We start from the raw sequence: 13,563 nt of genomic DNA on the forward strand, positions 1-13,563 counted from the left end.
GAACCTGCGCGGGTCACCCTGTCGGGCGCTTCGGGTGACTCGTGGGAGACACCACCGGCGGTCTTCGGCTCGCCCAGTCTAGGCAGAGGCCGGGCGATCCTCCAAATCGACCCGTTCTCAGGCGCGCGGGTTGAGTGCGCCGAGCCCGGCGAGGACACCGCTGTCGGTGACGTCGGCGGCCGGCGGTGCCGAGACCTCGACCGGCTCGCCCCACTTCGACCAGGTCAGTGTCGTGGACTTGCCGTCCGGGTCCAGGGTCATCTTCCGCAGCAGGTCGTCCGACCCGACGTACAGCACGGACTCGAGCCGCTTCGGCACCGAGGAGCCGGTCCGGCCCTTCCCGCCGTGCTTCCTCATGACCTTGGACGTGTCCAGCACGAGCCTGATCCTCGTGGTCTCGACGCCGTCGATCCGGCCGCCGGACCCTTGGTCCTCGAACTCGACGAGGGCGGACTGGAACGTCTCCAGCTGGGCCCGCGGGTCGACCTGGTCGGTCATCGCCCCGAACCGCTGCGCGATCGGGTCCTTCGGATCGGTCAGGTCGACCTTGACGTACTTGCCGCCGGTCATCTGACCGAGCTTGAGGTAGGCCACGCCCTCGACGAGCCGCAGCTCCACCGGCATCGCGCCGAGGTCCATCGTGAGGCGCGTGCGCGCGTCCGTGAGGGTGTCGCCGAGCTGGACGTCGCCCTGCATGGCGCCCTGCTCGCCGGCCGACTCCATCTCCAGATGAGCGCTGCCGGCGGCGGTCAGCGCCGCGCCGAGGCGGTCGACGAAGTTCTCACGAGTCAGCCCGCTGGAGGCCGACGCGGCAGCGGCTGGCTGGGCCGCCGCCGAGGCCGTGGCAGCGGCGGGCGTCGCGTCGTCGCCGCCGCTCGGTCCGCCGCAGGCGGACGACAGGGCCAGCAACGTGGCGGTGGCCAGGGCGGCGAGCGACTTCCTCATGGGGCGAAGACTACTCCGGGGAGCCACGCCCACACCGGCTTCGGAACAAGCGACGACGCCGCCTCCCCGAGGGGAGACGGCGTCGTCGTGGAACTGGGTGACTCAGGCCTCGTCGTCGGACGCGAAGTTGCGCGTGCGCGACGGGTCGACCGGGACGCCGGGGCCGTTCGTCGTGGAGATCGTGGCCCGCTTGATGTAGCGGCCCTTGGAGCTGGCCGGCTTCAGACGCAGGATCTCCTCGATCGCCGTGCCGTAGTTCTCGGCGAGCTGCTCGGCGCTGAACGACGCCTTGCCCACCACGAAGTGCACGTTGGCGTGACGATCGACGCGGAACTCGATCTTGCCGCCCTTGATGTCGCCGACGGCCTTGGCGACATCGACGGTGACGGTGCCCGTCTTCGGGTTCGGCATCAGGTTGCGCGGACCGAGGACGCGGCCGAGGCGACCGACCTTGCCCATCATGTCCGGCGTGGCGACGACGGCGTCGAAGTCGAGCCAGCCCTCGTTGATCTTCTCGACGAGGTCGTCGGAGCCGACGAAGTCGGCGCCGGCCTCGCGAGCGGCATCGGCGTTGGCGCCGGTGGCGAAGACCAGGACCCGGGCGGTCTTGCCGGTCCCGTGCGGCAGGTTGACGGTGCCGCGCACCATCTGGTCGGCCTTGCGGGGATCGACGCCGAGACGCACGACGGCGTCGACGGTGGAGTCGTACTTCTTGGAGCCGGACTCCTTGGCCAGAGTCGTGGCCTGCAGGGGCGTGTAGAGCGCGTCGCGGTCGATCTTCTCGGCGACGGCGCGGTACGCCTTGCTGTGCTGTGTCATGACTGGTTTCTCTTCCTTTTGCTACCAGGTGTGGTGCGGGCCCAGCTGGCCCTCCCACGGGGACCGACGGTCGGGAGACCGCCGGGGTGAATCAGTTGTCGATGGTGACGCCCATGGAGCGGGCGGTTCCCTCGACGATCTTCATGGCGCCGTCGATGTCGTTGGCGTTGATGTCGGGCATCTTCGTCTGGGCGATCTCGCGCACCTGGTCGCGGGTCAGCTTGCCGACCTTGTCGGTGTTCGGCACGGACGAGCCCTTGGCGAGGCCGGCGGCCTTCTTGATCAGCTCGGCGGCCGGGGGCGTCTTGGTGACGAAGGTGAACGAGCGATCTTCGTAGATCGTGATCTCGACGGGGATGACGTTGCCGGCCATGGACTCGGTCTGGGCGTTGTACGCCTTGCAGAAGTCCATGATGTTGACGCCGTGCGGGCCGAGCGCGGTACCGACGGGCGGTGCCGGGTTGGCCTTGCCGGCCTGCAGCTGCACCTTGACGACAGCTGCGACCTTCTTCTTGGGAGGCATTTCGGGTCCTTCTTACTGTGTTGTTCGCTCTGAGTCCGACGCCGCTCGTTCACGCGACGCCGGGACCTTCGATCGCGGGGCGATCAAACTTTCTGGATGTAGTCGAACGGCAGCTCGACCGAGGTCTCGCGACCGAAGATCTCGACGAGGCCCTTGACCTTCTGGCCGTCGATGTTGATCTCGGTGACCGTCGCGTGCAGCGTGGCGAACGGGCCGTCGATGACGAGCACCGAGTCGCCGGGCGCGAAGTCGCTGAACTCGACCTTCGCCTGCGGGGTCTGGGTCGGCTCGGCCGTGGCGGTGGCCTCGGCGGCGGCCTCGGCCTCGACGGCCGGGGCGAGCATCTTCTCGACCTCGGAGAGGCTCAGCGGGACCGGCTGGTGCGAGTTGCCGACGAAGCCCGTGACCGACGGGGTGTGGCGCACGACGCCCCAGGAGTCGTCGGTCAGGTCCATGCGGACGAGCACGTAGCCGGGGAGCACCGTGCGACGGACCAGCTTGCGCTGGCCGTTCTTGATCTCGGCGACCTCTTCGGTCGGCACGACGATCTCGTGGATGTAGTCCTCGGCGTTGAGCGCGACCTTGCGGTTCTCGAGGTTCTGCTGGACGCGCTTCTCCATGCCGGCGTACGTGTGGATGACGTACCAGTCGCCGGGCTGGCTCCAGAGCCGGTCGCGGAACTCCTGCAGCGGGTCCACGGCCTCCTCGTCGGCAGCGGAGTCGGCGTCGACGGCGTCGGTCTCGGAGGTCTCCGAGTCGGTCGCGTCGGCGGCCTCGTCCACGCCGTCGGCGTCGGGAGTCTCGTCGGCCGACACCTCGTCGGTGGACGTCTCGTCCACGGGTGCGTCGGTCTCGTCGAATGCGGAGGTCACGAAGTCAGTCCTTGGGGTTAGGCGAAGATCTTGAACATGGCCTTGCCGAACCCGAAGTCCAGCGCGGCGACGAACGCCATCATGATCAACACGAAGACGAGCACGACGAAGAAGTAGTTGACGACCTGCGGGCGGGTCGGCCAGACCACCTTGCGCAGCTCGGCGACCACCTGGCGGTAGAACGTGAGCGGGGACGTGCGCTTGGCACGCGTCCCGGCCAGTTCGTGATTCTCGCTCACGGTGCTCCTTCGTCGAACGTCGTCGGCTCGGGGCCGACCTTGCAGGGCACGAGGGACTTGAACCCCCAACCTTCGGTTTTGGAGACCGATGCGCTACCAGTTGCGCCAGTGCCCTCCGCCCGATTCCGGGCATGACGAATCATCATGGATTCGCCGGTTTCGTCAAGTGTACGCGGCCGGACCGCGAAAGCGAAACCCGGGCGTCGGCACCGCACCCGCGGCCGGCTCGCCGGGGCATGACAGCATGGCGGCGTGCGGCCGCTGACGACATTGCCCAAGGCTCATCTGCACCTGCACTTCACGGGGTCGATGCGCCACGGAACGCTGATGGAGCTGGCCGAGCGCGACGGGCTCCACCTCCCGGCCGCCCTCGTCGAGGAGTGGCCCCCGCAGCTGTCGGCGGCCGACGAGAAGGGCTGGTTCCGCTTCCAGCGGCTGTACGACGTGGCCCGGTCGGTCCTGCGCACCGAGGACGACGTGCGCCGCCTCGTGCGCGAGGCCGCCGAGGACGACCGCGCGGACGGCTCGGTCTGGACCGAGATCCAGGTGGACCCCTCCGGCTACGCCGCCCGCTTCGGCGGGATCACCGCCTTCACCGACCTCGTGATCGACGCCGTCCGCGACGCCTCGGCCTCGACCGGTCTGGGCATGAGCGTCATCGTCGCGGCGAACCGCACGCGGCACCCGCTCGACGCGCGCACCCTCGCGCGGCTGGCCGCGCAGTACGCCGGACGCGGCGTGCACGGCTTCGGCCTGTCCAACGACGAGCGCCGCGGCGACACGTCGGCGTTCGCACCCGCGTTCGCGATCGCCGAGCGGGCCGGGCTGGTGCTCGCGCCCCACGCGGGCGAGCTGCGGGGGCCCGCCCACATCCGGGAGTGCCTGACCCATCTCGGGCCCCACCGGCTCGGGCACGGGGTCCGCGCCGTCGAGGACCCCCGCCTGCTCGACTCGCTGGCCGAGGCCGGGATCGCGCTCGAGGTCTGCCCGGCGTCGAACGTCTCACTGGGCGTCTACGGCACCATCGACGAGGTCCCGGTGCGCGACCTGATGGCCTCGGGCGTGCTGATCGCGCTCGGTGCCGACGACCCGCTGCTCTTCGGCACCCGCCTGGCCGGGCAGTACGCGCTGCTGCGGGCCGCCCAGGACTTCAGCGACGACGAGCTCGCGGACCTCGCGCGGCGCTCGCTGCGAGCCTCCGAGGCGCCGGACGCGCTGCGGGAGCAGGCGCTGCAGGGTGTCGACACCTGGCTGGCCGATCCGCGTGGAACGATGACGCCATGAGCGAGAACCAGCCGCCGTCGTACCCCGGCGACCCGTCGGGCCAGCAGCCCAACGACCCCCAGCCCGGACCCGAGCAGCCGACGTATCCCGGCCAGCAGCAGCCCTACCCCGGCCAGCAGCAGCCGTACGGCCAGCAGCCCTACCCCGGCCAGCAGTACCCCGCCGGCCAGGGGCAGCCGTGGGGCGCTCCCCTGCCCAAGCACCCGAAGGCGACGCTCGTGCTCGTCCTGGGCATCATCGGCCTGGTCTTCTGCCAGGTCCTCGGCCCGTTCGCGTGGGTCATCGGCGGCCGCGCGGTCAAGGAGATCGACGCGAACCCCGGCGTCTGGGACGGACGCGGCGAGGCGCAGGCGGGCCGCATCCTGGGCATCATCGCCACGGTCTTCCTGATCCTGAGCATCCTGGCGCTGGCGTTCTTCATCACGCTCATCGCCATCGGCGTCGCCAACTCCAGCGACACGTCCGACTACTCCGAGCTCTCGCTCGTCTCGCTGTTCTGAGTCGCCGTCGGCGGCGTCCTACCGCAGGGCGTCGCCGACGAGCACCGGCTCGTTGACGAGCCGGATCCCGAAGGCGCGCTCGACGCCGTCGCGCACCTCGCGCGCCAGGTCCAGCAGCTCCGTCGCCGTGCCGCCGCCGCGATTGGTGAGCGCCAGCACGTGCTTGCCCGAGAGACCGACCTCGCCGCGGGTGTGGCCCTTCGCGAAGCCGGCGTGGTCGATGAGCCACGCGGCGCTGGTCTTGACCGTGCCGTCGGCCTGCTCGAACCGAGGCGCCTCGGGCGGGAGGGCGGCCGCCGCCTCCGGCGTGAGGATCGGGTTCGTGAAGAACGACCCGGCGCTCCAGGTGTCATGGTCGGCCGCGTCGAGCACCATCCCCTTGCCGCGGCGCAGGGCCAGGACGGTCTCGCGGACGGCAGCCAGCGGCGCCCGCTCCCCCACCTCGACCTCCAGTCGGCGCGCCAGCTCGGCGTAGCGCACGGGGGCACTCAGCCCTCCGGCGAACCGCAGCTGGAACGCGACCGTGAGGACGACGAAGCGATCGGGCTCCGCCTTGAAGCGGCTGTGCCGGTAGGAGAAGCCCAGGTCGGTGAACATCAGGGTGCGGACGCGCTTCTCGTGGCGGTCCCAGGTGCGGACGCTGACGATCGTGTCGGCGACCTCCTGGCCGTACGCGCCGACGTTCTGGATCGGGGTGGCCCCGACCGAGCCGGGGATGCCCGAGAGCGCCTCGACGCCCTCCCAGTCGCGCTCGACGGCGTGGGCCACGAACGCGTCCCAGTCCTCGCCTGCCGCCACGGTGACCATCGCGCCGCTGCAGGCGTCGGCCGAGACGTCGATCCCGCGGGTGCGGACGAGCACCACGGTGCCGTCGAAGCCGGCGTCGGAGACCACGAGGTTGCTGCCGCCGCCCACCAGCAGGACGGGCTCGCCGGCCTCGTCGGCCGACCGGACGGCGTCGATCAGGTCGGCCTCGGTCGTCGCCTCGGCCACGGCGCGGGCCGGGCCGCCGACTCGCAGCGTCGTGACCTCGGACAAGTCCATGGCGGCGACGCTAGCAGGACGCCCGGGAAGCGCTGGCGGTGACGTTTCCGGGGTCGACACGCCGTCGGCGACCCCCGGAACGTCACTGCCAGCGGGTGCGGACGCAGACGACCCCCGCGCCGGGCGGGCGCGGGGGTCGTCTCGGGAAGTCTGGTTCAGCGCGTCTCGCGGTGCGCCTGGTGCGCGTTGCAACGCGCGCAGTACTTCTTGACCTCGAGGCGATCGGGGTCGTTGCGACGGTTCTTCTTCGTGATGTAGTTGCGTTCCTTGCACTCGGTGCAGGCCAAGGTGATCTTGGGACGAACGTCGGAGCTCTTGCTGGCCACAGTGTGCCTCTTCTGGTCGTGCCCATGAGTACTGGGCTTGTTGCTGGTCTTTCCGCCGATGCGGTAGCTGGGGCGGGACTCGAACCCGCGACACCACGATTATGAGTCGTGTGCTCTAACCACCTGAGCTACCCAGCCACGAGTCACGAGTCGCCTCGCTCCTCAGAGCCCCTTTACGGAATCGAACCGTAGACCTTTTCCTTACCATGGAAACGCTCTGCCGACTGAGCTAAAGGGGCATGCCGACAAGCAAAGATACCCAATGACCCCCCGGGATCCCAAATCGGGGTGGGGGTGGTCGTGATCGCGCCTGCAATCGCAGGGAGTCAGCGAGCCGCCCGGGCGAGTCGCGACGGCCACGACGGACCTTCGTAGATGAACCCGGTGTACCCCTGGACGAGGTCCGCGCCCGCCTCGATCCGGGCGCGCACATCGGCCTCGTCGGTCACTCCCCCGACCCCGATCAGGGTCAGCCCGTCGCCGGCGCGCGCGCGGATCCGGCGCAGCACCTCGAGCGCGCGGTCGGCGAGGACCGGACCCGACAGCCCACCCGCGCCGGCGGCCTCGACGACGTCGCGCGGCGTCCGGAGCTCGGCGGGGCGGGCGATGGTGGTGTTCGTGGCACTGATCCCGTCCAGGCCCAGCGCGAGCACCAGGTCGGTGACCTCGTCGACGTCCTCGTCGGCCAGGTCGGGGGCGATCTTCACGACGAGCGGCACCCTGCGGCCGTGGTTCGTGTCGGCGACGGCCTTGACCGCCGCGAGGATCGGCTCGAGCGACTCGACGGCCTGCAGGTCGCGCAGTCCGGGGGTGTTCGGGCTGGAGACGTTGACCACGAGGTAGTCCGCGAAGGGCGCGAGGAGCCGGGCGCTCTCGACGTAATCGCTCGCCGCGTGCTCGGCGGCGACGACCTTGGTCTTGCCGATGTTCACGCCGATGACGGCTCGACGGCCGGCGGACGTGCCCCGCAGCTTGTGCAGGCGCGACGCCACCGCGGCGGCACCGTCGTTGTTGAAGCCCATCCGGTTGACGATCGCGCGGTCCTCGACGAGACGGAACAGGCGTGGCCGCTCGTTGCCGGGCTGGGGCTTCGCCGTCACGGTGCCGATCTCGACGTGCCCGAAGCCCAGCGCGAGCAGGCCGAGGACGCCCTTCGCGTTCTTGTCGAACCCGGCGGCCAGGCCGAAGCGGTGCGGGAACTCGACGCCCATCACCGTGACCGGGCTGGGGTCGACCCGGAAGGCCAGGCGAGTGGCGGGGCGGCCGAGGCGGATCGCGGCGAACGCTCGCTCATGGATGCGCTCGGGATCCATCCGGGCGAAGACCGAGTCGAAGAGCGCGTCGTAGGCCACGGCGACCAGCGTAGGCCACCGCCTCGGTCACTCCTCAGGGTCGGAGCCACGCGGCGACCCACCACAGGACGCCGTACGGAGCGTCGGCGTAGGGCACCGAGACCTGCCACCCGGCGCCCAGCCGCTCGCCGAGGGCCCTCAGCGGCTCGAGGCCGGACGCCCACAGCTCGCGAGCCAGATCGGGGTCGAGCACCGCCAGCCGGGCGCCGGCGCCGGAGCGCAGCGCGAGGTCGAGCGCGTCGTCGAAGTCGGCGGCACGCGCGTCGAGGTGGCCGGGGGCCTTCTCGGTGCGCTTGGCCGTGCCGTTCGCCATCACGAGGACGACCTCGGCGTCCGGGTCGACGGAGCCGCCGAACCCCGCGGCGTCGAGCAGGGCCCGCGCCACCGGCTCGGCGAAGGGGTCGTCGCCCACGATCGCCACCGACGCGGCCCCGCGGGTGATCGCCTGCACGGCCGCCACGGCGGACATCCGCAGCTCGGCCACCGGGTCGTGCAGGCTGGCGTAGTGCGGCAGGAGCGCCGGGACGGGCGGCACGACGACGAATCGGCGGATCACGCGAGGCCCCGGATCGCCCGCGCCGGGGGCCGACGGCCCGCGATCGTCCAGGCCATGTCGACGACCTGGCGCGTCTCGGTGACCTGGTGCACGCGGTAGACGCGGGCGCCCGCCGTGGCGGCGACGGCCGTGGCGGCGAGGGTGCCCAGCAGCCGCTCCCCCACCGGCAGGTCGAGCGTCTCGCCGACGAAGTCCTTGTTCGACAGGGAGACGAGCACGGGCCAGCCGGTGGCCACCATCTCGCCGAGCCGCCGCGTGACCTCGAGCGAGTGGAACGTGTTCTTGCCGAAGTCGTGCGCCGGGTCGATCAGCAGGCTCTCCCGGGCCACGCCGAGCGACAGCGCGCGCTCGGCCTGGGCGACGGTGGACGTGATCGCGTCGGCCACGACGTCGTCGTACTCGATCCGGTGCGGTCGCGTGCGCGGCGCGACGCCGCCGGTGTGTGTGCACACCATCGCGACGTCGAACTCGGCCGCGACCTCGGCCAGGCGCGGGTCGGCGCCGCCCCACGCGTCGTTGAGCAGGTCGGCCCCGGCCTCGCACACCGCGCGCGCGACCTCGGAGCGCCACGTGTCGACGCTGATGACCACCTCGGGGAACGCCTCGCGGACACGCTCGACGAAGCCGACGACCCGGCGCTTCTCCTCGTCGGCGTCGATCTCCTCTCCCGGTGCGGCCTTGATGCCGCCGATGTCGACGATCTCGGCACCCTCACCGACGACCTGCGCCACCCGGTCGAACGCGGAGTCCTCCGCCCAGGTGGCACCACGGTCGAAGAACGAGTCGGGCGTGCGGTTGACGATCGCCATCATCAGGGTGCGGTCGTCGTCGAACGTGTGCCGGCCGAGTCGTAGCGTCATCGCGCCACCTCGACGGCCGGCGGACGCTCGGTGACGTCGACGTCGTGGACGACCGGCGCGTACCCGTCGCGCAGGGCGCGGAACTGGCGCAACGGCACGTGGTCGTCGAGTGTCTGCCGCGCGCGGTTGAGCACGGCCGCCATCAGCTGCACGGACATCGGGCCGAGATCGTGCAGCGACTGGTGCGAGTGGGCCCGCACGCCCAGGTCGACCTGGGCGATGGCGTCGATGCCCAGCCGGTCGGCCACGTCGATCAGCGCCGCGAGGTCGACCCCGTAGCCGATTGGGACGCGCAGGGTCTCGTACACCTCGCGGCGCACCGCCCACTCGCCCGCGAGCGGCTGGACGACCTGGGTCAGCTCGGGCCGGGCGATCGCCAGCATCGGCCGCGCGACCAGCTCGGTGACGCGACCGCCGCCCTGCGGCTCGTAGGTGGCGCCGGAGCGGTAGGGGCGCTCGTAGAAGCCCTTGACCAGGGCGACGGCAGGGTCGGTGAGCAGCGGCCCGACCAAGCCCGTGACGAAGTGCGTGTCCCACTGCGTGAGGTCGGCGTCGACGAACGCGACGATGTCGCCGGACGTGACGAACTGCGACTTCCACATGGCCTCGCCCTTGCCCACCCGCGTGCCGAGGTCGGGACGGATCTCGGTGAGCCGGTGGACCGTCGCGCCCGCCGCGGCGGCGATCGCCGCGGTGTCGTCGGTGGACTCCCCGTCGATCACGACGAGCTCGTCGACCAGGGCCGATCCCTCGACGAACGCCGCATGGATCCGGCCCACGACGTCGCCGACGGTCGCGGCCTCGTTGCGGGCCGGGATGACGACGGTGAGCCGCTGGGCGGCGCTGCGCTTGGCCTCGAGCAGCTGGTCGAGGGACCACTGACGGCCGTCGTGGGTCCGTCGGTCGAACCAGGTGCGCGCCACGCGTTCACCGTACCCGTGACTCAACGGGCCTCGTCGTCGACGACCTCGCCGCCGAGCACGCGCTCGACCAGGAAGCAGGCCTGCGAGGGGCTCGGCACCGGACCCTCGGGCGTGGGCTCGGGGTCGTCGTACCCCATCTCTCGGACGGCCTCGCGGTGCACGCGTGCGAACGAGGCGGCCCAGTCGATGTCCGTGGGCTCGACCGGCGGCCGTCGCGCCTCCTCCAGCAGGTCGAGCTCGTACGCGTCGGGCACGAGCTCGTAGAGGGAGACCAACGACCAGTCCTCGCCGGGCCGGCGATCGTCGTCCGCTGCGTCCATGCCTCGACGATAGGGGCTGACTCCGACACGGACCACGGCTGGAGCGGGGCGTCCCGCGGAACGAACGAGCCCCCGACCGGATCGGTCGGGGGCTCGCGTCACGTGGCAGGTAGAGGATTCGAACCTCTGTAGGCAATGCCGGCTGATTTACAGTCAGCTCCCTTTGGCCGCTCGGGCAACCTGCCGCGACAGTCCGAAAGATTACCCCAGCGCTCGGGCGGGCCCGAAATCAGGGCGGCTAAGGTGGGCTCATGGCCGATTCCTCGTTCGACATCGTCAGCAAGATCGACCGCCAGGAGGCGGACAACGCGCTCAACCAGGCGGTCAAGGAGATCTCGACCCGCTACGACTTCAAGAACACGAACGCCTCGATCGAGTGGAAGGGCGAGTGGGGCGTCGAGATCACCGCCAACGCCGAGGAGCGCGCCCTGGCCATCCTGGACGTCTTCCAGACCAAGCTGGTCAAGCGCGGCATCAGCCTCAAGACCTTCGAGGCCGACGACCCCCGCCAGTCCGGCAAGGACGTCAAGATCAACGGCACGTTCGGCGAGGGCATCAGCACCGAGCAGGCCAAGAAGGTCAGCAAGCTCATCCGCGACGAGGGCCCCAAGGGCGCCAAGGTGCAGATCCAGGGCGACGAGCTGCGCGTCACCAGCAAGTCGCGCGACGACCTGCAGGAGATCATCGCTCTGGTGAAGGCCGCCGACCTCGACTTCGCGGTGCAGTTCACCAACTACCGCTGAGCCGCCCGCGAGCCCGCGGGGCTCGCCACGAGTGCGCCCGCCACGAGCAGCGCCGCAGCCGCGAGCCAGAGCGCCGCGGAGGCGCTCGCCCGGTCCGCGACGACGCCGAGCGCCACTCCCCCGGCCGCCCCCGACCCCAGGAAGGCCATCGAGGTGACCGACAGCGCCGTCGCACGGTGGGCCTCGGTGACCCGGTCGTGCACGAGCGCGTTGTAGGCGGCGCCGAACGACATGTGCACGAGGTAGCAGAGCCAGAACCCGGCCACGAGCGCGACCGGGCCCCCGGCGATCGCCATGACCGCCAGGCCCAGCGCCTCGGTGGCAGCGAGGACCGGCGCGACCACGCCGGGGCTCACGTCACGCAGCACCCGTGACGCCACCGTCGCTCCGAGAGCAGCCAGGCCCCACGCGACCGAGGACACCACCCCGAGCACGCTGCCTGCGGCGGAGGCGTCCGCGGAGAACTCGGCCAGGCGGACCGGCATGAGCAGCTCGAGCCCGGCGACCGCCACCCCGCACAGGAGCATCGCTGCCGTGAGCAGCCGCAGGCGGCGACCGAACGCGACCCGGACGCCGGTCCCTAGCGCCCGACGCCAGGCCGAGGCCGTCGGGGGCTCCGTCCGGGGCACCTGCTCCATCAACAGACGGGCTGCCACCACCTGGACCACCACGACCCCGATGGCCAGGACGTAGGGCACCGCGAGCGAGACCCCGACCGACCACGGCGCGACGAACAGCAGCCCCGCCGAAGCCAGCGACCCGAGGGCGATGGCCGCGCTGATGACGCCGCCCGCCGCCGCGAGGGCGGACGGCACCTCGGTCGCGGCGCCTCGCGCGTGCTCAGCGTCGACGAACCACGACTCGAGCGCCCCGCTGTCGAGCGCTCGGAAGACCCCCATGACCGCCCAGGCCAGCGCGAAGGCGAGCACCGACTGCGCCCCCAGGGTCAGCGCGTAGGCCGCGATCGCGGCGACGGCCGACGTGATGAAGACCGGACGCCGGCCCCACGAGTCGGCCAGGGCGCCGCTCGGGACCTCGAGGACGATCACCACGATGCCCTGGGCGGCCATGGCGATGCCCACGTCGGCCACGGTCAGCCCGCGCTCGAGCGGCAGCAGCAGCGAGACCGGCATGAGCAGGCCAGTCGCGAACCAGCGCAACGCCAGCAGCACCAGGAATCGACGACGCACCCCCACGGGACGAGCGTAGGGCCGCCCCCGGGGAAGAACGAGGCCGTTGGGGGTGTTGAGTTAGCACGTGGCGAGCGTGAGCACCGATTCCAAGGCAGGACTCCTCTACGGCATCGGGGCGTACCTGTGCTGGGGATTCTTCCCCTTGTACTGGCCGCTGCTCGAGCCGGCGTCGGCGTACGAGGTGCTGGCGCACCGCATCGTGTGGACGCTCGTCTTCTGCGTCGGCCTGCTGACGATCACCCACAAGTGGAGCGCCTTCCGGTCGATCATCGGCCAGCGCAGGCTCATGGTGCCGTTGGCGCTCGCGTCGGTGGTGATCACCCTGAACTGGGGCGGGTTCATCTGGGGCGTCACCAACGGGCACGTCATCGAGACCAGCCTGGGCTACTTCATCAACCCGCTGATGACCGTCCTGCTGGGCGTGTTCCTGCTGGGCGAGAACCTGCGGCGGCTCCAGTGGCTCGCCGTGGCGCTGGGCACCCTCGCGGTGGTCGTGCTGACGGTCGACTACGGCCGGCCGCCGTGGATCGCACTGCTGCTGGCGACCAGCTTCGCGACCTACGGCTTCCTCAAGAAGCGCGCCAACCTCGGCACCGTCGAGGCGCTCTCGGTCGAGACGACGATCCTGACGCCGTTCGCGCTCGCGTACCTGGTGTTCCTGCAGGTCGGCGGCACGCTGACGTTCGGTCACGAGGGTGCGCTCAACACCACCCTGCTGATCTGCACCGGCGTCGTCACGGCGATCCCGCTGCTCATGTTCGGCGCCGCCGCGACCCGACTGTCGCTCACGACGATCGGGATCCTGCAGTACCTCGGCCCGATCCTGCAGTTCGTCTTCGGCCTGACGATCTTCGACGAGGAGATGGGCACGGCCCGCTGGATCGGCTTCGTCATGGTGTGGGCCGCGCTGGTGATCTTCACATCCGACGCCCTGCACACCCGGCGGCGGGCCAAGCGCACCGCGGACGCGTGCGCCGCGGAGTCCACCGCCATCTGACGCGCTGAGTTTCACGTTCGACCCGCAACACGCCGTGCGGACGGGGCCGAACGTGCAACTCAGCGGG

17 protein-coding genes and 4 tRNA genes are annotated in these 13,563 nt (G+C 71.0%); 4 read left to right on the forward strand and 17 right to left on the reverse strand.

The genetic code is table 11. The features are described 5' to 3' along the window. Positions 1-117: 117 nt before the first annotated feature. The 6 genes from AFL01nite_RS03510 to AFL01nite_RS03535 all read right to left on the reverse strand — a co-directional run bounded on the left by AFL01nite_RS03510 (position 118) and on the right by AFL01nite_RS03535 (position 3,513). On the reverse strand, positions 118-945 hold the full coding sequence (locus AFL01nite_RS03510) for an SCO4651 family lipoprotein (RefSeq protein WP_146825794.1): 828 nt from the start codon (positions 943-945) through the stop codon (positions 118-120). Between the two features lie 102 nt (positions 946-1,047). Beyond that, positions 1,048-1,764 carry a 50S ribosomal protein L1 gene (gene rplA / locus AFL01nite_RS03515; RefSeq protein WP_146825795.1) on the reverse strand — a complete coding sequence of 239 codons (717 nt, stop codon included), beginning with the start codon at positions 1,762-1,764 and terminating at the stop codon, positions 1,048-1,050. A 91-nt stretch (positions 1,765-1,855) separates the two neighbouring features. After that, positions 1,856-2,287 (reverse strand): 50S ribosomal protein L11, encoded by a 432-nt coding sequence (gene rplK, locus AFL01nite_RS03520; protein WP_146825796.1) that lies wholly within the window; start codon positions 2,285-2,287, stop codon positions 1,856-1,858. A gap of 83 nt (positions 2,288-2,370) precedes the next feature. Then, complete coding sequence (nusG, locus tag AFL01nite_RS03525) at positions 2,371-3,159, reverse strand: transcription termination/antitermination protein NusG (RefSeq protein ID WP_146825797.1); 789 nt, start codon at positions 3,157-3,159, stop codon at positions 2,371-2,373. A gap of 17 nt (positions 3,160-3,176) precedes the next feature. Next, positions 3,177-3,398, reverse strand: coding sequence for a preprotein translocase subunit SecE (gene secE / locus AFL01nite_RS03530; protein WP_146825798.1), 222 nt, complete (start codon positions 3,396-3,398; stop codon positions 3,177-3,179). Positions 3,399-3,440: 42 nt separating this feature from the next. After that, a tRNA-Trp gene (locus AFL01nite_RS03535) sits at positions 3,441-3,513 on the reverse strand. A 137-nt stretch (positions 3,514-3,650) separates the two neighbouring features. Here AFL01nite_RS03535 and AFL01nite_RS03540 point away from each other — a divergent pair. Then, positions 3,651-4,682, forward strand: coding sequence for an adenosine deaminase (locus AFL01nite_RS03540; RefSeq protein WP_146825799.1), 1,032 nt, complete (start codon positions 3,651-3,653; stop codon positions 4,680-4,682). Then, entirely contained in the window at positions 4,679-5,182 is a 504-nt protein-coding gene (locus AFL01nite_RS15445) for a DUF4190 domain-containing protein (RefSeq protein WP_222593382.1), read from the forward strand. The genes AFL01nite_RS03540 and AFL01nite_RS15445 overlap by 4 nt, the downstream gene beginning before the upstream one ends. An 18-nt stretch (positions 5,183-5,200) precedes the next feature. On the opposite strand, the gene AFL01nite_RS03550 is transcribed toward AFL01nite_RS15445, so the two are convergent. From AFL01nite_RS03550 to AFL01nite_RS03595, 10 genes are all read right to left on the reverse strand, one after another. Further along, positions 5,201-6,226, reverse strand: a complete 1,026-nt coding sequence (locus AFL01nite_RS03550) for a UDP-N-acetylmuramate dehydrogenase (RefSeq protein ID WP_146825800.1) — start codon at positions 6,224-6,226, stop codon at positions 5,201-5,203. A 155-nt stretch (positions 6,227-6,381) separates the two neighbouring features. Further along, the gene (gene rpmG, locus AFL01nite_RS03555; protein WP_078699153.1) at positions 6,382-6,552 is read right to left on the reverse strand and encodes a 50S ribosomal protein L33; all 171 of its coding nucleotides are present in this window, start codon (positions 6,550-6,552) and stop codon (positions 6,382-6,384) included. 64 nt (positions 6,553-6,616) lie between these two features. Beyond that, positions 6,617-6,690: transfer RNA gene (locus tag AFL01nite_RS03560), tRNA-Met, on the reverse strand. Between the two features lie 28 nt (positions 6,691-6,718). Next, positions 6,719-6,791: transfer RNA gene (locus AFL01nite_RS03565), tRNA-Thr, on the reverse strand. Positions 6,792-6,878: 87 nt separating this feature from the next. After that, entirely contained in the window at positions 6,879-7,904 is a 1,026-nt protein-coding gene (locus tag AFL01nite_RS03570) for a quinone-dependent dihydroorotate dehydrogenase (protein WP_146825801.1), read from the reverse strand. A gap of 34 nt (positions 7,905-7,938) precedes the next feature. After that, entirely contained in the window at positions 7,939-8,460 is a 522-nt protein-coding gene (locus AFL01nite_RS03575) for a class III extradiol ring-cleavage dioxygenase family protein (RefSeq protein ID WP_246119571.1), read from the reverse strand. After that, positions 8,457-9,320: a dihydropteroate synthase gene (gene folP, locus AFL01nite_RS03580; protein WP_146825802.1), complete on the reverse strand. Its 864-nt coding sequence runs from the start codon at positions 9,318-9,320 to the stop codon at positions 8,457-8,459. Before folP ends, AFL01nite_RS03575 begins: the two co-directional genes overlap by 4 nt. Continuing rightward, complete coding sequence (locus AFL01nite_RS03585; protein WP_146825803.1) at positions 9,317-10,243, reverse strand: glucosyl-3-phosphoglycerate synthase; 927 nt, start codon at positions 10,241-10,243, stop codon at positions 9,317-9,319. The genes folP and AFL01nite_RS03585 overlap by 4 nt, the downstream gene beginning before the upstream one ends. 20 nt (positions 10,244-10,263) lie before the next feature. Next, complete coding sequence (locus AFL01nite_RS03590; RefSeq protein ID WP_146825804.1) at positions 10,264-10,563, reverse strand: hypothetical protein; 300 nt, start codon at positions 10,561-10,563, stop codon at positions 10,264-10,266. Positions 10,564-10,666: 103 nt separating this feature from the next. Then, positions 10,667-10,748 (reverse strand) — tRNA-Tyr (locus AFL01nite_RS03595). A gap of 66 nt (positions 10,749-10,814) precedes the next feature. Between AFL01nite_RS03595 and AFL01nite_RS03600 the strand changes: the two genes are divergently transcribed. Further along, positions 10,815-11,306, forward strand: coding sequence for a YajQ family cyclic di-GMP-binding protein (locus tag AFL01nite_RS03600; RefSeq protein ID WP_146825805.1), 492 nt, complete (start codon positions 10,815-10,817; stop codon positions 11,304-11,306). On the opposite strand, the gene AFL01nite_RS03605 is transcribed toward AFL01nite_RS03600, so the two are convergent. Further along, on the reverse strand, positions 11,297-12,502 hold the full coding sequence (locus AFL01nite_RS03605; RefSeq protein ID WP_146825806.1) for an MFS transporter: 1,206 nt from the start codon (positions 12,500-12,502) through the stop codon (positions 11,297-11,299). The genes AFL01nite_RS03600 and AFL01nite_RS03605 overlap by 10 nt on opposite strands. A 70-nt stretch (positions 12,503-12,572) precedes the next feature. On the opposite strand from AFL01nite_RS03605, the gene rarD reads away from it, so the two are divergent. Then, positions 12,573-13,496: an EamA family transporter RarD gene (rarD, locus tag AFL01nite_RS03610; protein WP_146825807.1), complete on the forward strand. Its 924-nt coding sequence runs from the start codon at positions 12,573-12,575 to the stop codon at positions 13,494-13,496. The last annotated feature ends 67 nt before the right edge of the window (positions 13,497-13,563 follow it).

The organism is Aeromicrobium flavum (assembly GCF_007992115.1).
GTDB lineage: Bacteria > Actinomycetota > Actinomycetes > Propionibacteriales > Nocardioidaceae > Aeromicrobium > Aeromicrobium flavum.